The 24154-nt window shown below is 41.3% G+C and carries 22 protein-coding genes, 7 tRNA genes and 2 pseudogenes; 4 read left to right on the forward strand and 27 right to left on the reverse strand.

Going from position 1 to position 24154, the window contains the following annotated elements; translation table 11 throughout:
- Nucleotides 1-2 precede the first annotated feature (2 nt).
- The 13 genes and pseudogenes from L3V43_RS01050 to L3V43_RS01110 all read right to left on the reverse strand — a co-directional run.
- Nucleotides 3-887, reverse strand: a complete 885-nt coding sequence (locus tag L3V43_RS01050; RefSeq protein ID WP_010606651.1) for a glycosyltransferase — start codon at nucleotides 885-887, stop codon at nucleotides 3-5.
- Nucleotides 888-901: 14 nt separating this feature from the next.
- Complete coding sequence (locus L3V43_RS01055) at nucleotides 902-1834, reverse strand: glycerophosphodiester phosphodiesterase family protein (protein WP_010606650.1); 933 nt, start codon at nucleotides 1832-1834, stop codon at nucleotides 902-904.
- On the reverse strand, nucleotides 1831-2535 hold the full coding sequence (locus L3V43_RS01060; protein WP_010606649.1) for a hypothetical protein: 705 nt from the start codon (nucleotides 2533-2535) through the stop codon (nucleotides 1831-1833). The genes L3V43_RS01055 and L3V43_RS01060 overlap by 4 nt, the downstream gene beginning before the upstream one ends.
- Nucleotides 2532-3752, reverse strand: a complete 1221-nt coding sequence (locus L3V43_RS01065; RefSeq protein ID WP_102057203.1) for a glycosyltransferase — start codon at nucleotides 3750-3752, stop codon at nucleotides 2532-2534. The genes L3V43_RS01060 and L3V43_RS01065 overlap by 4 nt, the downstream gene beginning before the upstream one ends.
- A gap of 15 nt (nucleotides 3753-3767) precedes the next feature.
- Nucleotides 3768-4634 carry a phytanoyl-CoA dioxygenase family protein gene (locus L3V43_RS01070; RefSeq protein ID WP_102057204.1) on the reverse strand — a complete coding sequence of 289 codons (867 nt, stop codon included), beginning with the start codon at nucleotides 4632-4634 and terminating at the stop codon, nucleotides 3768-3770.
- Complete coding sequence (locus tag L3V43_RS01075; RefSeq protein ID WP_237115882.1) at nucleotides 4627-5529, reverse strand: phytanoyl-CoA dioxygenase family protein; 903 nt, start codon at nucleotides 5527-5529, stop codon at nucleotides 4627-4629. Before L3V43_RS01075 ends, L3V43_RS01070 begins: the two co-directional genes overlap by 8 nt.
- Nucleotides 5522-7105, reverse strand: coding sequence for a carbamoyltransferase C-terminal domain-containing protein (locus L3V43_RS01080; RefSeq protein ID WP_158299122.1), 1584 nt, complete (start codon nucleotides 7103-7105; stop codon nucleotides 5522-5524). Before L3V43_RS01080 ends, L3V43_RS01075 begins: the two co-directional genes overlap by 8 nt.
- Nucleotides 7099-8556, reverse strand: coding sequence for a hypothetical protein (locus L3V43_RS01085; protein ID WP_029215871.1), 1458 nt, complete (start codon nucleotides 8554-8556; stop codon nucleotides 7099-7101). Before L3V43_RS01085 ends, L3V43_RS01080 begins: the two co-directional genes overlap by 7 nt.
- A gap of 12 nt (nucleotides 8557-8568) precedes the next feature.
- Entirely contained in the window at nucleotides 8569-9432 is an 864-nt protein-coding gene (locus L3V43_RS01090; RefSeq protein WP_102057208.1) for a hypothetical protein, read from the reverse strand.
- 27 nt (nucleotides 9433-9459) lie between these two features.
- Nucleotides 9460-10662 carry a hypothetical protein gene (locus L3V43_RS01095; RefSeq protein ID WP_010606642.1) on the reverse strand — a complete coding sequence of 401 codons (1203 nt, stop codon included), beginning with the start codon at nucleotides 10660-10662 and terminating at the stop codon, nucleotides 9460-9462.
- A complete protein-coding gene (locus L3V43_RS01100) occupies nucleotides 10655-12325 on the reverse strand; it encodes an ABC transporter ATP-binding protein (protein ID WP_237115881.1) in 1671 nt (556 codons plus the stop codon). Before L3V43_RS01100 ends, L3V43_RS01095 begins: the two co-directional genes overlap by 8 nt.
- A 28-nt stretch (nucleotides 12326-12353) precedes the next feature.
- On the reverse strand, nucleotides 12354-13301 hold the full coding sequence (locus L3V43_RS01105; RefSeq protein WP_227386972.1) for a polyprenyl synthetase family protein: 948 nt from the start codon (nucleotides 13299-13301) through the stop codon (nucleotides 12354-12356).
- A gap of 338 nt (nucleotides 13302-13639) precedes the next feature.
- Nucleotides 13640-14035 (reverse strand): annotated as a pseudogene (locus L3V43_RS01110) (IS3 family transposase); the annotation flags it as partial.
- A 71-nt stretch (nucleotides 14036-14106) separates the two neighbouring features.
- Between L3V43_RS01110 and L3V43_RS01115 the strand changes: the two are divergent.
- Nucleotides 14107-14652 (forward strand): annotated as a pseudogene (locus L3V43_RS01115) (IS30 family transposase); the annotation flags it as partial.
- 259 nt (nucleotides 14653-14911) lie between these two features.
- Here L3V43_RS01115 and L3V43_RS01120 read toward each other — a convergent pair.
- From L3V43_RS01120 to dnaQ, 9 genes are all read right to left on the reverse strand, one after another.
- A tRNA-Asp gene (locus tag L3V43_RS01120) sits at nucleotides 14912-14988 on the reverse strand.
- Nucleotides 14989-15017: 29 nt separating this feature from the next.
- Nucleotides 15018-15094: transfer RNA gene (locus L3V43_RS01125), tRNA-Asp, on the reverse strand.
- Nucleotides 15095-15135: 41 nt separating this feature from the next.
- Nucleotides 15136-15212, reverse strand: a tRNA-Asp gene (locus L3V43_RS01130).
- A gap of 49 nt (nucleotides 15213-15261) precedes the next feature.
- A tRNA-Asp gene (locus L3V43_RS01135) sits at nucleotides 15262-15338 on the reverse strand.
- Nucleotides 15339-15370: 32 nt separating this feature from the next.
- A tRNA-Asp gene (locus tag L3V43_RS01140) sits at nucleotides 15371-15447 on the reverse strand.
- Between the two features lie 32 nt (nucleotides 15448-15479).
- Nucleotides 15480-15556 (reverse strand) — tRNA-Asp (locus tag L3V43_RS01145).
- Between the two features lie 30 nt (nucleotides 15557-15586).
- Nucleotides 15587-15663: transfer RNA gene (locus L3V43_RS01150), tRNA-Asp, on the reverse strand.
- Nucleotides 15664-15773: 110 nt separating this feature from the next.
- On the reverse strand, nucleotides 15774-17144 hold the full coding sequence (locus L3V43_RS01155) for a TIGR03503 family protein (RefSeq protein WP_237115880.1): 1371 nt from the start codon (nucleotides 17142-17144) through the stop codon (nucleotides 15774-15776).
- Nucleotides 17145-17241: 97 nt separating this feature from the next.
- Nucleotides 17242-17955, reverse strand: coding sequence for a DNA polymerase III subunit epsilon (gene dnaQ, locus L3V43_RS01160; RefSeq protein WP_237115879.1), 714 nt, complete (start codon nucleotides 17953-17955; stop codon nucleotides 17242-17244).
- A gap of 69 nt (nucleotides 17956-18024) precedes the next feature.
- Between dnaQ and rnhA the strand changes: the two genes are divergently transcribed.
- Nucleotides 18025-18495 (forward strand): ribonuclease HI, encoded by a 471-nt coding sequence (rnhA, locus tag L3V43_RS01165; protein ID WP_010606636.1) that lies wholly within the window; start codon nucleotides 18025-18027, stop codon nucleotides 18493-18495.
- A 63-nt stretch (nucleotides 18496-18558) separates the two neighbouring features.
- Here the strand turns inward: rnhA and L3V43_RS01170 are convergent, their stop codons facing one another.
- The gene (locus L3V43_RS01170; RefSeq protein ID WP_010370946.1) at nucleotides 18559-19308 is read right to left on the reverse strand and encodes a methyltransferase domain-containing protein; all 750 of its coding nucleotides are present in this window, start codon (nucleotides 19306-19308) and stop codon (nucleotides 18559-18561) included.
- Between the two features lie 52 nt (nucleotides 19309-19360).
- Here L3V43_RS01170 and gloB point away from each other — a divergent pair, with 52 nt between their 5' ends.
- Nucleotides 19361-20128 carry a hydroxyacylglutathione hydrolase gene (gloB, locus tag L3V43_RS01175; RefSeq protein WP_211866629.1) on the forward strand — a complete coding sequence of 256 codons (768 nt, stop codon included), beginning with the start codon at nucleotides 19361-19363 and terminating at the stop codon, nucleotides 20126-20128.
- Nucleotides 20129-20355: 227 nt separating this feature from the next.
- Nucleotides 20356-21930: a LysM peptidoglycan-binding domain-containing protein gene (locus L3V43_RS01180; protein WP_102057216.1), complete on the forward strand. Its 1575-nt coding sequence runs from the start codon at nucleotides 20356-20358 to the stop codon at nucleotides 21928-21930.
- A gap of 230 nt (nucleotides 21931-22160) precedes the next feature.
- Here the strand turns inward: L3V43_RS01180 and L3V43_RS01185 are convergent, their stop codons facing one another.
- The 4 genes from L3V43_RS01185 to L3V43_RS01200 all read right to left on the reverse strand — a co-directional run bounded on the left by L3V43_RS01185 (nucleotide 22161) and on the right by L3V43_RS01200 (nucleotide 24061).
- Nucleotides 22161-22361 carry a hypothetical protein gene (locus L3V43_RS01185; RefSeq protein ID WP_010606633.1) on the reverse strand — a complete coding sequence of 67 codons (201 nt, stop codon included), beginning with the start codon at nucleotides 22359-22361 and terminating at the stop codon, nucleotides 22161-22163.
- A gap of 205 nt (nucleotides 22362-22566) precedes the next feature.
- Nucleotides 22567-23010, reverse strand: a complete 444-nt coding sequence (locus L3V43_RS01190; RefSeq protein ID WP_010606632.1) for a flavodoxin — start codon at nucleotides 23008-23010, stop codon at nucleotides 22567-22569.
- Nucleotides 23010-23744, reverse strand: a complete 735-nt coding sequence (gene truC, locus L3V43_RS01195; protein ID WP_102057217.1) for a tRNA pseudouridine(65) synthase TruC — start codon at nucleotides 23742-23744, stop codon at nucleotides 23010-23012. The genes L3V43_RS01190 and truC overlap by 1 nt, the downstream gene beginning before the upstream one ends.
- Nucleotides 23744-24061, reverse strand: coding sequence for a YqcC family protein (locus L3V43_RS01200; protein ID WP_010370929.1), 318 nt, complete (start codon nucleotides 24059-24061; stop codon nucleotides 23744-23746). The genes truC and L3V43_RS01200 overlap by 1 nt, the downstream gene beginning before the upstream one ends.
- Nucleotides 24062-24154 lie beyond the last annotated feature (93 nt).

Below are 24154 nucleotides of genomic sequence, written 5' to 3' on the forward strand. Positions count from 1 at the left end.
GATTAGCTACTTCCACAGGCGGCCAGCAACATCCCCCACTGGCGGCAAATTTTCATTTGATAACGGATAGAGTGTGCAGGGTGCCAACACAGCAGCGCCAATCTAACTAAATTAACCAAAAATCTGGCGAAAATTTTTAAGCTAAAAATGAAGCCACTGCGATTTTGATGAAAAATTTTGACATTAGTTTGGCCGACTCTAAAACTACGCTTACGCACCCAACTTTTAGTTGCTCTTAGTTGATCATAATCTTCATAGGCCAAAGCCTTACCCTCATAGGCAAACTTAGCACCTAAAGCTTTAGCCCGATGGAAAAAGTCGGTATCCTCACCACCTGAAATGCCAAATTGCAGATCGAACAATTGCCCGTGCATCTTTTGATAAATAGCCTTAGTTATCAAAATATTGCAAGAACTCAACGCCATTGAATCATGACTGCTCATCAATTGATGGCGATAGAAAAAAGGCACTTGGCTCATCCAAGGTTCAACCTTAACTAAAAAGTTAGGAAGTGTATTACCCTGGACAATATCCGCTTCGCTTTGCAATTGACAATTAACCAACTGGTTAAGCCAATCACAATCTACTATTTCATCATCATCTACCATAGCAATGACACTAAAGTCATGTTCTTCAAATACCATCTGCAACAACATATTGCGAGCTACAGAAATATTGGCAGGCGCAACGGCACGAGTATGCAAAGTAAAACGATAATCGGCTAACCTGCTAGCCAACAAATTAACTGCTGATTGACTGTGATTATCATTGTCCACTACAAAAACACAAAATTGTGCAGAAAATTTCAGTTGATTAATTGAATCAAGCAAACGTAACAACGACTTTGGCCGTTGATAAGTTGGAATTCCTATGGCTACCTTATGCATCACAATACAACTAGCTATAAACTACCTTGGGACAAAGCAGCAGGCGCGTTGCCACTAATTAAACCAATACCATGCAGCAACAAATTATCACTGTGTTGATAGCTTTGATGTTTGGTCCATAAATAAACTCGGCTACCATGCTGTTGCGCTCTGGCAGCAAACTGTTCAGGCCACCCCCACAAGTATTCAGCAAATTCAGGTGACACAATAATGATGCGGTTTTTACACGAATTAGGATAAGACTCACTCCAACCAACCAGCGCGTAATCAATCAGACAAGTCTTTAAATCCCGTTGGGTAATACTGTTCACTTGCGGATTGAGGCTATGAATATAATCCACAACCTGAGCATTGCCGATATGTACAATTTGTTGCTGCATTTGAGGCTCTAAAGTATCGATAAACTCCAACAAAATACGCGATGCACGTTTAGCGGTGGTTTTTAGATTCAACCAGTAAGTAACATCTGGATCTGTAACTAAAGTCTCTAACAAAGCTATTCTTAATCCTTGATTGCGATAAGGAAAAGTTTTGCCGCCATCTAGGGTATAACCGTAGCCAGCATCTAAATCTTTTATTTGCTCCCAAGTCAATTGGTGAACTTTACCTTCACCATCAGTAGCACAGCTCAAGTCATTATCATGAAACGCCACCAAACGGTTATCACGAGTTAACTGCACATTCAAATGAATATTACGTACACCGTTTTTGATTTGTTGCTCAACCGCCGCCAGCGTGTTTTCGATTAAACCACTTTCACTTGCCGTAATACTTTGAGCCATACAACCAGTTTGCTTGAGTTTAAGATAGTCCACCACCAAACCACCGCCACGATAAGCAACAACATCACCTTGGTGGCGCAATTGAAACTCAGGGCTTTTAAAAAAACCAACAATGACTGTACCAACCAATGCCAATATCAGCAGTATGTTAGCAAGCTTCTTCATCTTTGATCCTCGGAATATTTTTCATTAAAGCGCTGTTGCAACCAATTAAAGTTGTTAATGAAGCTAGCGTGATCTTCTCCTGTTGCACTACATTGACGATAAAACTCTATACCTTCAACACAACCCCGTGCAACCCATTGCGCATATTCAACATCCTCTTTAACATTGGACCACTGTCCTAAGCGTTGTTGACGTATAAATTCTTCCCGCACTCGCTTTCGCGGCACACTCAATTTAACCGACTCGCGAAACGCTGCACGCCACGCATGAAAAGCGCTAGCATTAATAATAGTGGTAGAAGCAACCACATCCACTGGCTTGTATCGCTTACTTAGCGACATTGTCATATCGCCCCAAAACTCATCGACCGTAGCAAAAACTCGTTTATTAAACAGTTTTACCCCACCATTGCCATAACACAACCCATTGACCGAATTGATACAACGCCAAACATAAGTGGTGTCGTCACACAACTGTGATTCAGGTAAGGCAAAATCAAACTCAGAATGAATTTTATTATCACCATCAACAACAAAAAACCACTCACCACTAACCGCTTGAGCTGCTAATTTATGCGCATTGAGAATACCATCAACACCATGAACCCGCTTAACTTTTGGAAAACGTCTGCGTAAATTTAGCCAGTTATCCTCAGCACACAGCTCATCATATGAAATAAAAACAATATCGTACTGCATCATAATTCTCGCAATAAACTAGCCAAGGCATGAGATTGCTTGCCTTGGTTAAATAATTGACTAACTTTAGCTACAGCCTGTTGCCCAATATGAAGACGCATATCAGATGTAAAATTAGCTATTAGTTCAATCTTCAACGAAAGCCCTTCAATATCACCTTCTGCAACCAAAAAACCATTCTCACCATCATCGACCAACTCACCAATCCCCGAATGAAAACTCGACAACACAACTTTTTTCATGGCCATAGCTTCCATCAACACTACTGGCACCCCTTCCATATCACCGTTATCCGCAGTCTTAGAAGGCAACAACAAAACATCAGTTTGCGCCATAAGCTGCAAAGTTTTGTGATGGGCCAAAGCACCGTGTAATGTCACTCGATCCTCAAGTTCTAGTTCTCTAACCGAATTTTCACAAATTAGGTTTAACTCGCCATCACCGACAATATCAAAATGAAAATTGACTCGATTAGAAACTCTGGCCAAAGCTTCAAGAGCATCCAGTATCCCCTTCTTTTGAGTCAGGCGACCAACAAACAGGACACGCAATAACCCCGCATCCATTTTATGGTACTCAGCCAATTGAGCTAGTTGTTCAATATTCACTCCCATATGCATAACATCAACTTTCTCTCGCGCGCAGCCCAAAGACGTGATCTTATCTTGCATAAAACGGCAGACCGATAACACCTTATCCGCTTGAGTAAATAACTTATGATAATGTGGTGTTAAATCTTTAAACGCTGGAAGCTTAGTAAGTTCATAGGCATGTAAAACACTAACTAACGGCCCTTGTATATAGCCAAACTGCTTTAACTGTGCCGCCATAACGCCTGCTCCCCCAAAATGAGTGATGACAATCTCATCAGCTGCAATACGCTTAGGACCTGAAACAATTTTATACAGTAACTTAGTGCGGTAATGTTTAGCATTTAAATTATCCCAGCGCTGTTTAAACTTACCTTGAGAATAAGGATGTAATAACCAACGAAGCATACGCCCTTTTGAATAAACTAAATCTTGCTCACCAATAACATCGACTTCACACCGAGCCAACAGCGGATGCTCGTTAGCCAAATCCACATGATTACTCTGTTCTGAACAAGCTACTGTGACCACTCGAACGCTAATCCCCTGCTGCAACAAACCCAATATTTCTTGGCGAATAAAGGTTTCACTCAGCTCCGGAAATCTTTCGAGAAAATAGACTATTTTCATCCGTTTAAACCAAATTTATCCAGCCTTTAACCGACGCTCTGGTAAATCTGTCGCAACACCGTGTAAAACTGGACACATGATCGAATCGGCTATATCAACATAAAAATTCGGTTGTGGCGGCTCGTTTGTAACATGAATAGGATCGCTAAACAGCAACTTGTTATGCTCAAAACGCAAATGCAATACAAAAGTTTTACGGGTACGACCTGAGAGTAAATTATCAGTGGCATGGATCAAACGACTATCATGAAAAGTCACATCACCACGCTTAGATAGATATTCCACCACATTCCACTTAATACCTGTCTTTTGGGCAAACTGCTGTCCCAATTCATCCAACGGTTTACGGAAACTGAATCCAGACACTTCGCGCTTATTCAGCGGCTCAAGTCGGTGAGAATTTTCAACATAAAGAATTGGCGCATCATCACTGTTAACATCTTCAAGAGCGATATGAGCTGTAATCCAGTGACCACTAAACAAATGTTTACCGTATTGACCGTCTTGATGCCAACTTATGTTGTACTCTAAACCTTCACCGGGCACCTTGTTAACCAAGTGAATAAAAAATGCCTGAGCAAAATCACTATTCATCAAGCGACTAGACAATACCCCAATCCCAGCTTCCATCAATAAACCAACCAAAGCAGGATCTGCCACAGTAGGATAAGAAACACGAGTAAGGTATTTTTCTGAATCTTTAGGAGGGTGAGTACGACGAGGTGGCGGATTACCACTAACATATTCTCCAGCCATAATACGGTCATAACAAGCCTCTAGCTTATCTAGCATTTGCTCGTTAAGTAGCCCTTCAAATTTTACCAAGCCAGTATCATTCAATTGCTTTTGATGAGCAGACATATCATAGTATTTATCAAACACAGTTTAGTTCCTCAAATGTTTGTTTAGGCGCAGCAAAACCGACCAAATCAGTAGCAACACCATGAATTACCGGACACATCAATTGATCGGCAAAGTCCAAGTAATAACTAGTTTGTGGCGGATTATTCCGAATTAAAAACGGTTCGTTGATCACCAACGGGTTATGACTAGTACGCATATGAATACTAAAGGTCTTACGGGTTTTACCACTGCGTAGATTGTCCGAAGCGTGAATTAAACGACTGTGATGAAAATTAACATCACCGCGCTTAGAAGTATGATACTTAACCTTCCAAGGTACATTTAAACGCTCAGCTAATACCAAGCCATGCTCATACAAATCAGCCTTAAAGGCCTGCCCAGTAATTTGTCCTTTATGTAAACCTTGTTTGAAAGTCGGTAAATGATGTGAATCTTCAATATACAATACTGGCGCATCATCTTCATTAACATCAGATAAAGTAATGTGAGCGGTGATCCAATCTCCTTCAAATAACCAAGGAGAATATTGTCCATCTTGATGCCAGCCGATATTAAACTCAGGCCCCTCGCCGGGCACCTTATTAATCAATTGAATACCCCAAGCCTGAACAAAATCACTCTCGCTTAATGCATTGGCCACAACCCCAATTCCAGCTTCCATTAATAAGCTGACCATTTGCGGATCTGCAATTGCCGGACAAGAAATTCTGGTCAAATTATCGTATGAGTCATTTGGCATATGAGTGCGATTAGTCGGTGGCACACCTGTTAGATAATTACCTTCAATAATACGGTCAAAACAAGCTTCAAGTCTTTCAAGCAAATCTTCACCTATTAATTTTTCGAAACCAACAACACCATTATCTAGATAATGTTGCCGCTTTTGATTAAAATCATATTCGCACTCAAACAAAATGCCCCCTCCTTGCAATCAAATCACCAAATACATAAACATCAACATCTCTGTCGGCAAAATCATTGATTACATCTTCTGGTGTCAAACAAATTGGCTTGCCACGACCATTAAGAGAAGTATTAATCAACGCCCCAACACCACTAAACTTTTCATATGCTAGTAATAACTCATGAACTTTAGCATTATCTGTTGAGCTAACGATTTGCAAACGCGACGTGCCGTCAACATGAGTAGCCTCTGGGATTAAGTCCGAGTCAATATCATAATTAAACAACATATATTTTGACGGAAATATATCATTGGTGATTTTAGCCAAAGACTCTTCAGCAACTATCGCCGCTAAAGGGCGATACCATTCACGAGACTTAACCATGTGATTGAGTCTATCTTTCATTCCATGAGCCTGACAACTTGCAAATAATGAACGATTACCCAAAGCTCTTGGTCCCATCTCAGATTTACCCTGATACCAAGCAACAACCTCATGATTGTGTAGATATTTTGCTAATTTTTGCGCTGTATAGTCCTCGACAATAAAACCTTGCTTTTCAAGCCAGTCACGCTCAACTGTATAGCTTTCACCACAGCTATATACAGACACAGGCTCAAGTAAATGACCTTTCAATTGTAACTGGGCAAATATCGCCGCTCCCAAACTTTGACCTGAGTCATTGCAAACAGGAGGTACAGAATAACGTTCACCATAGCGCTGCCACAGCAGAGTATTCACCATAAGATTCAATGCGCAACCACCAGACATGGAAACTGAGAGGTCCTCATCAGTAACAATGTGACTAACATGCTCAACCACTGTCTGAGCGAACAATTGTTGTAAAGTCGCCGCCAAATTAGCCTTAACTTTAAACGTCGGTTGCCCTATATATTGTTTAAACAACTTAGCTAAAAACTTAGGTCTTTCAACTACTGAATAATCATAAAGATTATGTGGTGCAGCCAAAATCATCTCAGCATATCTCGGTTCATATTCACCATATGCCGCCATACCCATCACTTTGCCTGCAGCTGAAGGAGATTTTTCTATGCCCATCATAACCGCAAGAGAAGTCCAACCCATACCAGAGCCAAACCAAGGCAATTCATTGCAATGAGTAATAGTTAATTGTTTGCCATCACGACGAACCACACAATTACGTGAAAAATGCCCCCGCCCTTCATTAACAAAACACAGCTGTTTTTCCGCTGGTTTAGCATATTGAAAGCCAACCATTGCATGGCACATTTCATGGGCAACAACAAAACATTTAACTGACTTACCTGTAATCAGAGTTTTAGACTCAAAATAGAAGTTATGCTGGTCAATACCTTGATTCAACGTTTCAAAATCATCGATTTTTGCGACTTTATTGCTAACGTGAGTACTAAAAGACACCACATCGACCCTTTGCAACAAATCGGCCTTATGCTCTTTTAGATAATCCAGGGTAGTTTGAATTTTTCCATCGTGTTTGACCCGAGATAATCGCTCGGTTTCAATCGACCAAATCAATTCTCCATTTTCAACAAAGCTAACAGCCGAGTCATGACCTATTGAGTGAACCCCCATAATCAACATGATGCTGCTTCCTGCGCTTGTTTGGCCGCAACCCATTGTTCATGCATCATTGCTAATAAACGCACAGTCCGATTAGTGGTCAGGCGCAAAGCTCCAAACTCCTCAATATACATTTGACTAATCTGTTCGATATTGAGCTTTTGCAACAGCAACACCAAATCCTCTGGTGAAGTAACAACTTTGTCAGTCAACTGAGCATCAACAAACATATTCATCATTGCCTTAGCGCTATCTGTCATCTCAACTTGATGCTCAGACATTTTAGCTTCAAGACCAGCAATCAGTTGAACCTTGCACTGACCTATTTGCCCGAGAACTTTTTGCTCTTCGGTAGGTGGTTGTAACCACGCTAAGTTAGGCCTTAAATTAATCGAATCACCAGCCAAATACTTCAATACATTGGTTCTTAGTTCACAATAAGCCTGTGGCGAGTCAACCAACTCAGCAATCTTGTTGTAAATATCTTTCCAATCATCTCTGATACAACCAAGTTGATGCTGCTCAAGGTACTGTGCTCCCCACTCTTCCATTGGCAATCCAGAACGCAAACCCAACACAGGTTGCTTACCAAGTACAGCTTCGATCAATGTATTAATACTACCTTTACCAACATACACAGTGCCTTTCTTACCAAGTTCGGCCACTAAAGCTAAAAAATCCTTTTGTTGCAGACCATCAAGGACTTTTGCACGGCCCGGATAATCACGGGCGCTTTGTTCAGCTACCGCCAGCTCTTCAGCATCATTGATCACAATATAATGAAGGTTTAAATTGGTGTTTTTCAACAACTCTTGATACAACAATGTATATTTACGCCCACCGCGATTACTTACCAAAATCACATCTGTCAATTCACTAACTTGCTGCGTATCAGCTAAATTTTCCATTTGCACCGAAGAGATATAACCAAAATCATGAATTTGTGTTGCAGGCACTTTCACTATATCGCGCAGATATTCAGTTGCAGCAGGTAAACGAGTCAGATATTTCATACCGCTATCAATTGCACTACGGTGAACATCCATACTAAAGTGACCGTGATTAGTCACATAGTTATATAATTGTTCCGGCATTTTCTTAATTTTCTGGGCTGCTAACATACGAGCCACCACACCTTTAGTGCAGATAACGGTCGTAGGTTTACGCTGTTCAATCGCCTCAAGCAAAGGCAAATATTCAGAAAAATCTTGCTCTTCGGTTTGCTTAGCCACCCTATGATCTAAACGGGTAACAATATTCAAATAATTATCAAATACTTCATCACTATTAGCGGCACTCTTTACCGCCATCTTAATGTCTTGACCCACTTGAACAAAATTGTCAATATAATCATCACCAGCAATCAAATCCACAAGCTGACCCGAGGTCTTAGTCAAAAACGCCTGCAACTGTTTAGCAGCCAGAAAATTCCCAAATTCTCCCCAGGACTTCATACATACAATTAAAATCATCCTCAAGTCCTCTTATTGTGCATTCATAGTAGTAGTAATGTAATCAACTATATCCAAACGAATTTGAGCAAATTGCTGCTGACAATCTTGACTCCATATGCTTTCAAGCAGTTTGCTCAAAGTACTGTATTCCCTATCAAGAACTTGCAAAGCAGCATTAATGCGGATTTGAACGTCAGATTTAGATTGCTCAAAAGTCGCCTTATCCATAACTTCAAAAATAATATTCTCACCTTGGATTTCGACATCTTTAGTAAAATCAATGGCATCATCAATCAAACAACAAATACGACCGAAATAACGGGTCGCTTCAATGAGGTTATGGTCATTTTGTTGTGGTAAAGCATCAACAAAATCTCTGGCAATCATCGCGAAGAAACTACCGATGCGGTCAGTAGAAACATATTCGTCACCATTTTCCCCCTTTGCTTGGGCTATTTTACTTTGAATAATGGAGTCGTAGAGTCCTTTACAAGTCTGCTTAATATTATCTAAACGACTTTTCTCACCGCAGCTTCTTTCAGCAATTGCTAACATCATGATGTAAAAGACATACATATCTTTATCGCCGACCCTTTCGTCGCCATCAATAAAGTCGTCGGCGATACTAGTAGACAAGCTAAACAGTAAACTTTGCATCACACTTTCAATGCGCTCAGGCCATTGCTCTTGAGGAATATCGCAAACACGAAATAAAAACCAAATTGATGGGTATCCCATGCACTTTGACGAAAAGTATTGAGCCGACTGACCCAATACAGAACTAATAAGAGGGCCGTATTCTTGCAAATGCTCACAAACCTGTTGAGATACTTGATTGCGGACAGGTGTCGCATCCAAGATGCGCTCAAGCGCATCAGAAACATATTTATCCATGGACTATTCCTTATTATCAATGACAAATTAAACGATATACGGGAAGAAAATCCCAAACACATACTCATAGAGTTTTACCCCTTCAAGGGTAATAAAGGCTTGAGTTGAATTACCATGAACTAACTTAAAGTCTTTCATATCCACAATATCAATAATCACTTCAGCACGACCATCCTTTACTCCCATAATGGTTTTAACCTTTCCTTTAATAGAACCATACTTAAGATAATTATATGCGCTGAGTTTAACTTCAACCTCTTTACCCAAGGCGATATCGAGAATGTGCTTTTCATCGACATAACCTTTGGTAACAAAGTGCTGTCCTTCAGGGTAGATGGTGTAAACCAATTCGCCTTTTCTATATTGGGTTTTGCGAATGCCATTGAGACTTTCAAACTCAACTCGGCCATCAACTTCAGCCTTGCCCTGCAAGCGGTTATGATTTTTTTCCAATTGCGCTAACTCTAATTCTTTAAGTTTTAGGCTATCGGCAAACACTTTAGCTTCGTTTTCCAATACAGATAAAGTCACCGCCATATCGCGCTGACGGGTTAAACCTATCTGTTGTTGGCTTTGTTGATTTTTTAATTGCGCCAATTTCAGCTGTTGTTGATGAATATCTTGCTCCATCTCAATGATTTCCGCTCGCTTATGGAATAAATCCTGTTGATAGCGGATTTTGCGGTCTTTAGAGATATGACTTAAATTAGTCACTCCTTCGACAAAGGTCGATTGCTTAAGATAATCCTTATTAAGTAAAGTCAATTCTTGCTTCAACCTAACCAGCAGGTCTTCGATCATGATAATCTCAGCCTTTATACTTTTGACTTCAACCTCTTCAAACTGACTGAGCATAGCCACCGAACTTCGAGTTTGCTCTATTTTCTGCTTTAAAGCCTGCGCTTGCACTTGATCGCGGATCTCTTCTTGCCGAAGCAAAACCAACTGATCCTTAAGCTGAATATTTTCCGCTTGGTACATAGACATATCGGACACCACTTTACTCCCATCAGGCACCTGATATTGATCAATAATAATATCTCGCTCAGCGTAATGAAGGACAGGTTCGGGAACGATATAAATAAACGCTTCTTCCAGCACCACTCGCAATTGAATCGTTACCGCCAATGACGCCACTAATGCAATAGAAAATAACCAAAAAGTCACTTTTAACAACTTAGAGCGAGCTTTTCTCAATTCACCGTGAATATTGTCATTGACCTCATGCATATGCCACATCCTTGCGTTTATCAGTCTGTTTACTATCCGACAGACGTTTAGTTAACGTCAGAAGTTCACTGCGTTCACTATCAATAGTAAAATCATGGGCAACATAAAGAATGATACAGTTTGTTTTCTGATTAATAAGCTCACCAACAATCTTACTAGTGTGCTTATCTAAACCACGAAACACCTCATCAAACACCAATATAGGCTTATTCGACAAATACACTCTCAAAAACAAGATAATCTGTCTTTGTCCCTCAGAAAAAGGATTCACCCTATCACTAATTTGCGTATGCAATTGCTCCGGCAAAGCTGCAATTACAGACCATAGACCTATTTTCTTAAGTAAATCAACGACCGTTTCTTGTTCGATTGCTTGGCCTAAAGTAATGTTTTCCCACAGCGTAGTAGTAAACAGAATGTCATGGGGAAAGTACGCCGCACAATGGTTAATACGACGGTTTGAGTTAACCAAACGCTCGCCAATTTTAAAAGAAAATTCGCCATCAATGGGGTCAAACAAACCGACCAACGACTTACAAAAAGTCGTTTTACCTGCACCATTAGCACCAACCAATTTATAAATTCGATTAAGTTTAAAGGTAGTATCAGGTACATCACAAACAGCCTTACCATTAACCCCAACCTTAAGACCACAAACACTTACTTGCTCAATTGGCTGACATTCAACAGGTTTATCATTCAACTCCTTTTCATTGATACTGACACTATCCAAAAACTCCCGATAACGCTTTAGAGTTATACTAGTGCGCTTCAATTGCATAAAAGACATCAATATTTGCATTGTGGTTTTCATCGAAATTTCAGAAAATGCCATTAAAGTCAACATTTCACCTAAAGTGAACTTATTTAAAGACAAAATACTTATCACCACAATTGCTCGGATAGCAATACTGCTAACAGTACGGACGACAGAAGTACTAGTTTGAATTTTTTGCTGTAAAAACGACACATCCCGCTCACGATTGAGAAAATCCTCCATACGAGCAGTACATCGTTTAAAGACTTGACTTTTATAATTATTAGCGCGGATAGTTTCCCGCCCATCAACAATATCATCGACTACAGACAAAAAATCTGATTTAATTTGAAAACGCTGGGTTTCATACTCAACAGTTTTAGGAACGGCTTTAAGGTAGATCACCACCAACAACCCCAAACTGATAGCCATCACCAAACCTATCAGAGGGCTCATATACAAAATAATCGAACTAAGAACAAAGATGGTCAAAAAGCTAACGGCGATATCAACTTGCAAAGTTAAATAATACTTTTTGATATTCTGAGCATCATAAATCCTCTGAATCAAACTGCCCTTCTTATAACTGTTTAATTCAGGGATTTTGGCCGTAAGTAAGGCCACCAAATACTTATCTAAATGATGGTAATCGAGAAATTTTTCTAACACCACTCGATAACTTCTAGACAAATACCCGATAGTCAAATTTAGAGTTTCGTAGCAAGCATAAAACATTAAGAAGATTAGCAAAAATCGCATATCCCCCGACGGAATAACGCTATCGATAAGATACTGGGTAAAAAACGCCGTAAACGAGCCAATTAAACTAATTAGCAAAGCGAAAACAAACAATACCCGAATATGTTTGGAGTAAGAAAAACTAAGTTTTAAACGTTTAAAAGGCATAGACAAAACCAGATATAATACTCACAAACTAAATCGTATACTTAGTCAACATATGCCAAACGTAAGCATCTAAGTCACTCAGCGCTTGAGTATTTGGAGTATCGATTCGAGCAAGAAGAGCATGTGCCGCCTCTCGATGTTCAGCAAGAGTCACTTGAATCGCCTTTTTCACTTGTGTTCTGGTCATTGATTTTAAGTCATCTTTGTTACTGACCAAATCCACAATAGTCTTTTTACCATTTAACCGATCAAGCCCCGGCGTTTTACTTGTTTTCTCATCACCAATAAAGGCATCATAAAAATCATCTAGAATCTGCAAAATACGAGCAACTTCTCGGGCGTAATCAAACAAATGCTGACTAAGCTGTTCATTTTCATTAATCACACCAAGAATTTTCATCGGAAGAGAGATAATCGAGGAAGTTTTACCATCAATGAGTTTATAATAACTATCGAGATCTTCAGTATCAAAAGCATTAATATCCAATAGCTGACCATCAACTAATTCCATGCAAATATCACACAAATACAAACTGCAACCTGCAGCATATTTTGCCTTAACAGAATTAGCCAATTTAAATGCCAGACTAATAAGAAAGTTACCAGCCAAAATGGCAGTATCGGTACCATATTTTTTGTAAATTGTTGGCTCATTACGACGATAATCAGAATTATCCATAATATCATCATGTACTAACGCTGCCGCGTGTAACATTTCAATAGCAACAGCAACTTTCATTGCATCAGAAGCAGATTCTTGAGGTTCGTCATATACTTGGTTGGCCATGAGAACCAAAATCGCTCGAATACGTTTACCACCTTGAAGAGCATCACAAATCGGTTGATAGATATTTAAAAAACGAACCTTGTCCATTTCTTTTAAGATTTCATCATCAATTCTTTTTCTAAAAGATAACCAAGATTTCCCTTCCAAAACATCATTTGGTTGCTTAACTACGTCCATATCATCCATCATGCTTGCATATCCTTTTAATTTTCGAGACGCGGAATTATACCCAACTTTCTAAGTTTTACTACTAAAAAATCACATTTTACTTTCAGTTCACCCCTCATGCTTAACATAAAAACAACAACCAACCAAACTAAATAAACAGTCAAACAATCAAGAGTTCAAGGTAAAACAAAATTGAGCTTACTGCGCCCCTTCGCCATGTAGTGGGCTTTCCCCACCTCGCACTACTACGAGCGCTCCGGCCAATATATTTATCGATTTCAGACAGGTTCGTGGTTCAATTTAAAACATCCTTGTTAGCCCTGAACTCCGGGCACACGGTAAGTTATATCCCATGACTAAACTTCATTCGGTGTAGCAGCTGTAAAACTCGTGGGTTTAGCCACTTTTCTCAGTGCTTTGCTGCGACCACGATGATGTAATTGGTTTTCAGCCTTAAGCACACGATAGAAGCTTGAAACTGAGCCAAGATAGATATTGTTATCTAACAACCTAGGCACTATCTGTGAAGGCGGTAAGCTAGCAAATTCAGGCTCATTACAAACATCAACAATGGCTTGTTGCTCATGCACGGTTAGTTTATTACTTGGCACTGGACGCTCTGCCTCTGGGCGTTTGTCTGTTTGTACTATGCCTTGCTGATACCATCGTCTATACGTTCTCAAGCTGATATCCATTTCTCTGCAAGCTTTCTCTACAGCGCAACCCGATTGTTTTGCTTCTTGAATTAAATCAATGTATTGCTGCCTATGGTCAAGCTCTGTTAATCGCCCCCTGAGTCCTCCCCGAATAAGGGCACAGACGTTATCGTAAAGGTTGCCGAAGCAAACGTGTCATCATCCTAAATCGGGTTGGCATTGAGCATAAACCTGCGATTGTTGACATTAAAACACGGTTTGGTGATTGGGAAGTGGATACTGTACTTGGCAAGCATGGCACGGGTGCAATCGTTAGTCTGGTCGAACGTACAAGTAAGTTTTACCTGATACGCAAAGCTCCAGCAAAAAGTGCAGCGCAAGTGAGCAGAGCGATGAGAGGCATGCTGTGGCGCTATCGACGTCATGTTCATACGATAACCGCAGATAATGGGAGTGAGTTTTGCGAGCATGAATATGTCTCAGATAAGCTAAAAACCGATATCTATTTTGCTAACCCCTACTCCTCATGGGAGAGAGGGTTGAATGAAAACTTTAATGGTCTGCTGCGTCAATATATTCGCAAAGGAACAGATTTACGAACGGTGACAGATAAGCAAATTGCGCATATAGAGCGGGCGATCAATGCGAGGCCGAGAAAATGTATAGGGTTTAGGCAACCTGTGGTGATATTCAATGAATTACGCAAAGCAGCCTAATTTAGCGAGTGGTGCACTTCGGACTTGAATTCGCGAGTAACAATGAAGAGAAATAAAACAAAGATAAAAGATAGATATGCTAAGAAAAAACAAAGTTGATCATGAAAACCAAACCGCATTCTCGTGACCAATGAATACCATTTTTAAACGCCCACGGTCACCAAATGGTGATCATCTGATCACAGGATCAAATAACAATACAATAGAAAAAGAAAATTAGGAGATAAGTAATTGAAATATGAGAAGAGAAATTGCAAACTGGCGGAGTGGACGGGACTCGAACCCGCGACCCCCGGCGTGACAGGCCGGTATTCTAACCAACTGAACTACCACTCCGCAGTGATAGATTTGCAAGATATCTTAAATGGCGGAGTGGACGGGACTCGAACCCGCGACCCCCGGCGTGACAGGCCGGTATTCTAACCAACTGAACTACCACTCCGCAGAGATATCTTAATGACATTATTTTACTCGTTTTAGTGTTGGCGGAGTGGACGGGACTCGAACCCGCGACCCCCGGCGTGACAGGCCGGTATTCTAACCAACTGAACTACCACTCCAGCGAGTAAACAAGCTGTCATAAAGCTTGAATATAGTTATGCGATACATTGGCGGAGTGGACGGGACTCGAACCCGCGACCCCCGGCGTGACAGGCCGGTATTCTAACCAACTGAACTACCACTCCACTGAGTATTCGCATTTTTTGCTTCGAAGTGTTGGCGGAGTGGACGGGACTCGAACCCGCGACCCCCGGCGTGACAGGCCGGTATTCTAACCAACTGAACTACCACTCCATAAGAAGCAAATGCACGTTTGTAATAAGTATTGGCGGAGTGGACGGGACTCGAACCCGCGACCCCCGGCGTGACAGGCCGGTATTCTAACCAACTGAACTACCACTCCAGCGCGACTTATTGATACCACGAAGAAATTTGGCGGAGTGGACGGGACTCGAACCCGCGACCCCCGGCGTGACAGGCCGGTATTCTAACCAACTGAACTACCACTCCGCGTCATATTCTTGCAGTGTTTGCTGTAAGGTGTGCTCCCTGACAGCGGCGTGAATAATACGAATGACCCCCTCATGAGTCAACCGTTTTTTGAAAAAAAACCGTGTTTTTTAGTTATCTTTCATTGAAAGGTTCAAAATATCACCTGATTTATCATTTTTTGAACCATTCCCTGCTGCGTTATTTTCAGATGGTCCTAAATCATCAAGATCAATGACTTCTTCGGTTTTCTTAAATGGATTCTTTGGCATTGGTACTTTTAGTCTAATTGGCTTTTTTTGCACCAGAACACGAATGGCTAACCAACCGAGCAATAATACAACTAAGTTACCAGCAACAATAATACTGACTAATAGCGCTGTACTTATAGTCGGCTCTGGTTCTGGCTCGGGTTGTATCACTGCCGGTAACGCAGCGGCTTCCAATTCAGGCACTTTTTCAATGGGTCTTTCAATTTCAAAATTGTAGTTTGGCAACGTTGCCATAAACTCACGGCCATTGATATTTTCACCAAATACGGAGATTTCTACACTATAACGCCCCCAATCATAATTCTTGATTGGCAGCTGACGATAAAGCCGTTCTTCTGTATCTAAGGTAAACATCTGCTCTTCACCATTAGGGTAAAAGATTTTACCCTGTAGCAATATGGTCTCAGGTTTCACAACCGTGTCGTCTATCGTAATAGTAAGGCCATGTTCAAGCTCGTTTTCACCCGCTAGCATCAATTCAAAGTTGAATGGCGGCTCAGCGATAACAATAGGTGATTTGATCACTCTTCTTTTTAGAATGGGCGTTTCTATGAAAAATTCAGGCTGCCACTCTCCCGCAGGAAAGTTTAATTTAAACTCACCAGTAAAAATTCCATCCAAGGGTCTTTCATCAAACTCTCGGCCATCATCTTTAAAGTCGGTCACGCTTTGCGTACCTGCACCAAAGTTGGCATATTCATCGTTATTGGTACTAGAGAACTCCACATACAAAGTCACGACATCCCGGAAGTAACCCACATCTATCTGTTTGCCATCATTAGTCACGCGCCCTGTTACCTTCAGCACTTCACCACGGAATAATAGCGGGGGCAAAGCTTCAACTTCGAGTTCAATGTCACCAAGCACCATTATGCGGCTGTTTTTTTGGATCTGTCCGATGACTTGCCAAGGGCCTGGCGTTGGGTTCTTTAGAATGATCAAGTCATAACTGACTTCGTCATACCATCGTAGTGCATCATTATCCAGTGAACTGGTCGCATAATATTTACTACCATCAGGCTTCACAAGTACCACGGCGGGAGCGCCTGGGGCGCGAAAAAACAGTAAAGTGATCTCTTCAATATTATAATCAATACGAAAACGGTTATCTAAAAGAGGGATTTCATTTACCTTACCGTCCCGCTGCAACATCGTTATCTGTGGTGTTTGAGCGCCAACAACCGTACTTACTAGCAGTACAAACCCCAAGATAAGCTGTTTTAGATTCATGTATTAACCCTACATTGCGTTGATGGCCTGAGTGATCTTTTTTTGGGACAAAGCCCCTAGTTAAGCGTCTACTCCACCCCAACGATACCGATTATATTCATAATTGTTGCCACAGACTTTGTCCACAAGCTTTGTTTACAAGCTCTAAACGTTCTGTATGTGCTTGTTCTTCATCGGCAGAAGCACGTAAAACTTTAAGTGCAGGACGATTGCTGTCTAAACGAATAATGCCACCGGCTGAGTTAGCCTGATCACCTTTATTTTGATTTGCCAAATTCAGCTTTTTTTGGCCTCCCGTCATCGACAGGTAAACATCAGCAAGGATCTCGGAATCCAGCAAAGCGCCGTGCAGCGTACGCTTTGAGTTATCGATATCGTAGCGACGGCAAAGCGCATCTAGGCTGTTCTTCTGGCCCGGATGAAGATCCCTTGCCATCGCCAAAGTATCTAGCACTTGACAATAGTCATGGGTTGCCGGAAAGCCTTGATTTAACTTAGCAAACTCGTGATCCATAAAGCCGACGTCGAACGGCGCGTTATGAATGACAAGCTCAGCTCCTTTAATATAGTCAAAAAACTCTTGCGCAATTTGATGGAAAAAAGGTTTATCACGTAAAAATTCGTTGGTGATACCGTGAACATCAATGGCTTCTTCTTCAATGTCGCGCTGAGGGTTGATATATACGTGGAAGTTATTCCCCGTTAGTCTGCGATTGACTAGCTCAACACAACCAATTTCAATGATCCTGTGCCCTGCTTTAGGATCAATACCTGTGGTTTCTGTATCCAGTACTATTTGCCGTGTGTGCATATCGTTGCTCGCTTAACTTTGCTATTATTTTGCCCTATTCGCACATTTTACATAAAAATAGGCAATTCAGTGCAAAAAACCGTAGAGATTTATACCGATGGCTCGTGTTTAGGCAATCCAGGTCCAGGTGGTTATGGTGTTTACCTTTCCTATCAAGGACATGAAAAAGAAATGAGTGCAGGGTATAAACTCACAACCAATAATAGAATGGAAATGCTTGCGGCTATTGTTGCACTCGAAACATTAAAGCGCCCCTGCGATATCATTCTGTATACCGACAGCCAATATGTTAAGCAAGGCATTGAGTCTTGGCTTGAAAACTGGAAAAAGCGCAATTGGAAAACCGCAGCCAAACAACCAGTAAAAAATGTCGATTTATGGCAAAGACTGGACGCTGCCACCAGCCGACACACGATCCAATGGCGCTGGGTAAAAGGCCACGCTGGAAATAAATATAATGAGCTTGTTGATGACTTAGCGCGTGAAGCGGCTTCAGGTCCAAACCTACTTGTAGATGAAGGCTACGAAGCCAGCGTCTAACTAAGGGATCATTCAATAACAAATAACAGCTCCCTTAAGATTTATATTAAGTAATAATACTCGTTATTCTTTATCTTGGCAGGTTTGTCTGAGTCCAGCCCCTTTCACAGCGGGTGTCCACTTAGGCTTTACATGCCACTTAGGTTTGATTGGAGTGAGCGGCATCACCCGCTTTCTTGCCACCAACATATACACGCTTCCCATCGGCTTTAAGTAATGACGGCAAAAACGACGCCATGGCGCAAAACGAGAAAGCCTCGAGCCTCGCGCTAAAGACGCATAAATAAAGCGCTCGTCACCAACAATTTCAAACCCGAGTAAATCTAGCCAATCCTTCACCCGCGATGGAGTAAAGAAGCGCCCTGACCAAGGTAGTTTTTCTTTACTAAAGGGAAGCATTTGCGCCACACCACATAAACTAAACGGATTAAAACCTGAGATCACAATATAACCTCCAGGAATAAGCGTTCGGTGGGCTTCGCGTAGAATATGATGCGGATCAGAATGATATTCTAAGCACTGGCTTAAAATACAAGCATCGACTGAGTTTTCGTAAAAAGGTAGCTCGTCAATTTCAGCAAATACTCCGACATGTTTGCCTTGTGGGGCAACACAAACTTGATGCTTAATCGGGCTGGCAGAGGTATTCATTTGACCGCTCAAACAGCCGAGTTTTAGCATGTGGTAACCAAACATTCTTGGTAGCCATTCATCCAGTCGTTTTTGGATCCCCACCTTTAAATATTCACCGTGAGGAAAGTCTTGCCACTCATCGGGTTTGGGTCCTTGTAAAAAACTTAACGCTGGTTTCATTTACTAAGCTCGTTATACTGGTGTTATTAATCACTTTATAGAGCATTGCGTTATGGTGCAAGTCGATGCAATCAAAGCATTTGATGACAATTATATCTGGGTGATAAAAGACCCTCGACGTTCAAACTGTTGGGTGGTTGACCCAGGTGACGAACAACCTGTTTTAGATTACCTCGCCAAGTTTGATTTAACACTCCAAGGCATATTAGTCACCCATCACCATTGGGATCATACTGATGGCATTGCCCCGCTTTTATCACATTTTCCCAGCTTAACAGTCTACGGGCCTAAAAATGGTAAATATAAAGGCATTACTCATGGCCTTAGTGAACACGATAAGATCACACTTTTTGATACCACGCTGAACATTATTGCCACCCCAGGTCACACGTTAGACCATATCTGTTATGTAAATGATGAACTGGCTTTTACGGGTGATACATTATTCAATGCGGGCTGCGGTAGACTTTTTGAGGGAACACCTAGCCAAATGTGGCACTCCTTTGAAAAGCTACTCACACTACCTGACACATGTAAAGTGTATTGCACGCACGAGTACACACTCGCGAACCTTGCTTTTGCTGAGGCCGTTGAGCCCACTAACCAAGCACTGATCCAGTATCACCAACAAGCAAAGTCATTACGTGCCAGTAACGAGCGCACGGTACCTACGACAATTGAACAACAAAAAGCAATCAATCCTTTTGTACGTGCCGCAAATGATGCCATTCTCACCCATGTTCCAACGCAATTTATCGCGTCAGAAAATACACCTGAAGCTCGCTTTAGTGCACTGAGAAAATGGAAGGATAACTTCTAAAATATTCAATAGTGACCTAATGTAACGCCAAAATGACGCTTTTTTGGCGTACTTACATAGGAAGTATTGAATAAATTATCCATTTTCTTTGCAATACCGCCAAAGATAAGCATTTCTAACGATTTTTAGGAAGTCGAAATAAAATAATAAAGAAGCTTTAAATGCTGATACAAACTCGGTAATATTGCCGAGTTTTTGTCCGAACCCCCAAGCAAAAGAACGCATTTATGAAAAAGCTCGCCTTTATTGTTGCTTCATTAGCAATGTTAAGTGGTTGTGAAATCACGCAAGAAACCCCGTTGGAAACTGCAACTGAACAAGTTAAGCAGGCCAACTTAGATCACGCGAGCCCTTATGATATCTCCCAAACACTCAGTACCTCATGGCAAGACGAAGATGAAGAGGCTGTGCCTGTATTTGACGACGTATGGGAGCGGATCCGTTATCAGTTATCTATCGAAGTGCCACAAAATAGACCTGTGGTCGCCGAACGTAATTACTATCAACGTCACCAAGCCTATTTAGACCGTATCGCAAAACGTGCAGAACCTTACCTCTACTACATTGTTGAAGAAGTAGAAAAGCGCAATATGCCGGTAGAAATCGCGTTGTTACCTATTGTGGAAAGCGCATTCGATCCATTTGGCTATTCACACCGCACCGCTTCCGGTATTTGGCAATTTATGCCTCAAACCGGTGAACGCTTTAACCTCAAACAAAATTGGTGGTATGACGGCCGTCGCGATATTATTGCATCAACGCAGGCTGCATTAGATTACCTCACCTATCTCCATAAAACACTGGAAGGCGATTGGTTAAACGCAATTGCCGCTTACAATTCAGGTGAAGGTCGATTGCTCAGAGCAATCCGAAAAAATCGTAAAAAGCATTTGCCTACCGATTTTTGGTCTCTCGATTTACCTCGCGAAACCACCGCGTATGTGCCTAAATTACTTGCCTTATCCGACCTCTTAAAACGCTCAGATGAGTTTAAGGTCGCGTGGCAACCTATAATCAATGCCCAAGTTGTTGATACCGTTGAGGTAGGGTCACAAATTGATTTAGCGCTTGCCGCTGAAATGGCCGATATTTCTTTAACTGAACTCTATCGCTTAAATCCAGGTTTTAATCGTTGGGCCACCGATCCAGATGGCCCACACCAGTTATTATTACCCATGGAAAAAGTTGACGCTTTTCAAGAGAAATTAGCTAAAACTGAAGTAAAAGATCGACTTCGTTGGCAATATTATACAGTGCAAAAAGGAGATAGCCTGTCGGTCGTTGCGACTAAGTTTAATACTAGTATCGGCGCCATTCGCTCACTCAATAGCATCGATGGCAATATGATCCGTGTTGGCCAGAAGTTATTGGTGCCACTCAGTGATGGCGAATTGCAAAGTGAGCATTTACCACCAGAAGTGCGCCTTGCCGCCAACAAAGTAACTAAGAAAAAACTCAGCCACACAGTAAAATCAGGTGATACATTGTGGGATATCAGCCGCGAATATGATGTTACCGTTAAGCAATTAGCTAGCTGGAATAAGTTAAAAACCAATGCCGTTTTGCGCCTTGGACAAAAGCTTACTGTCTTTAAAGATGAAAAAGCAGCAAATCAAACCGTCCTCGTCAACACCGAGCGCACAATCACTTACAAAGTGCGTAAAGGCGACTCATTGGCACGTATCGCCACTAAGTTTAACGTCAGCGTGAATGAAATCGTCAAATGGAACAACCTGACTGGACAGAAGTATCTTCAGCCTGGTCAAAAGTTAAAGCTGAAAGTTCAGACGAAACGTGTTTAGCGCTAAGAACCAGGGTTTAAAAATAAAAATCCAATATCAGTAATGATATTGGATTTTTACATATTAAAGCAGCACTTTTGACTCACTTTTCCTTAAAGATTACGACAGTTCTATCGTTTAAATACACAGTTTTTCAACGTCGCTTACAGCTGATTTAAACCCAAAAATTTGGTTAGGCTTCAATGCTGATTAATATTATCTAAAGGAAGTTTCATAAAGAACTGATATCGTTAGTACATTATTGGCGTACCACCAATCCTCCTGCAAATTCTCGATGCGTTATCCGCATCTCGATAATCAGAAAAAGAGTCAGCCCATAACAACTCACCATTTTTGTAACATTCAAGGTAAATTTCTTCGAATGCGGTAGTATTAGACGACATTGCGGTGGCGAAAATAGCAGATACAGCAAATAGAATCGGTTTAATCATTGTCTTTTCCTTTTCATTATTTTGAACTTTATAATATCGGTCACTTTTCATACAACCCAGACCAATGTCACACAACGTAACCGAAATGTAAATATTTATATTTTTCCGTTACTATGATTATGCTGATGAGTTTGCTATTTGAGCTGGCAACGCGGCCTATTAAGCCGCGTAAATTGAAAGGTAATGCTTGAACAGAAGATAAAACCTAAAGGTTTTTTGCCAATGATTGAAGCCAAGCCTCTGCCGGCTCCCAAGGCTCAAAATATTCACAGGCATCGATGTCTAGACGCGGTTGTGCTCGAGTGGCGTTCAACTCTTCAATCAGGGCATCAATTTGCTTTCCAGCACCACAATAAGTATCGCCATAACTAGAATCCCCCAATGCGATGACCGCTACTTTCTTGCCCGTTAGCATCGGAAATTCGCTTTGCATTTGCAAAAATAAAGGCAGCAAGTTATCGGGAATATCACCAGATCCGGTAGTAGAAGAAATAAATAAAATGTTTTCAGCTTGCGTTACATCAACGATGGAAGCAGGCTCAATAACACTTGCCTCATGACCCGATTTATTCAAAAACTCAGCACTGTCGTTTGCCAAGTTTTCAGCATTGCCGTACATACTTCCCACAAAAATGGAAACTTTTGCCATTATTTATAATCCTTCTCGTTGTCTGACCAGCCGAGCTGAGCGAAGACAGCCAATGCTTCTTCTCCCAAATCCGCGGTAATTGAAATCGTCGTGTTGGTATAAGGATGTACAAATTCCAATTTAGTTGCAAATAACATCAACCGACGTAAGCCAAAATGATCGACAAAAAAGTGGTTGTGTTTATTATCACCGTGATTGACATCACCAATAATCGGATGTGCTAAATAGTTAAGGTGGCGCCTGATTTGGTGTTTTCTACCCGTTTTAGGAAAACACTCCACCAATGAGTAGCGAATACTTGGATACTTACCAAAAGGAATTGGCAAGCTACCCTGCAATAAACAATTTATCTGTGTTTGCGCCTCCTGCGGAGCTTTATCCTGACAGGCAAACTTATCAGCAATTTTATCAAGTTCTTCTTTGAGTGGTCTGTCGATGAATCTAGATTCCGGAGCAAATCCGCGAACAAGCGCTAAATAGCGTTTTTGAATATTACCGCTAATAAAGATTTCATTCATGTCTCGCGCGGCCTCAGAGCTTAGTGCAAACAGTAGCACGCCTGACGTTGGCCTATCTAAACGGTGAACGGGGAAAACATGTTGACCAAGTTGATCACGTAGCATTTGCATCGCAAATTGTGTTTCTCGCTTATCCAAAAATGAGCGATGAACCAATAACCCTGACGGCTTATTTATCGCAACATAATGTGCATCTTGATATAAAATCTCAAGCATTACGCGCTCTTTGCAATTGTATTATCGAGGTTTTTTAAACACTGATGCACCGCATTAAAATAAAGATGTTCACTCAGCACCATTTCAGCCATTGGCGCAATCGCCATATTTTCCGGTAATGCTTCACCACTTTCTACCATTGTTCGCATTTTGCCCAAGAATACAAATTGCAACCACTGCGCGAAGGTCATCGTATCGCAGCAAAATGGCTCCGTAGAGGTAAGTGCCTTAGCCGAAATTGGCTCGTCTTGCCAAAGACCCGTCGCCTTTAAACAAGTCTCAAGTTCGTCTAACTGAATCAATAATTCCGAGTTCATCGGTCCTGTCTCTTTCTCAATTTTTTACATTATAGCAATTTGCATTATTTAGGAGCTAGCCAATTCTCTCAAGTGCACCTTTTTCATAGGCTT

The sequence above is a fragment of the Pseudoalteromonas sp. L23 genome (assembly GCF_021728455.1).
GTDB lineage: Bacteria > Pseudomonadota > Gammaproteobacteria > Enterobacterales > Alteromonadaceae > Pseudoalteromonas.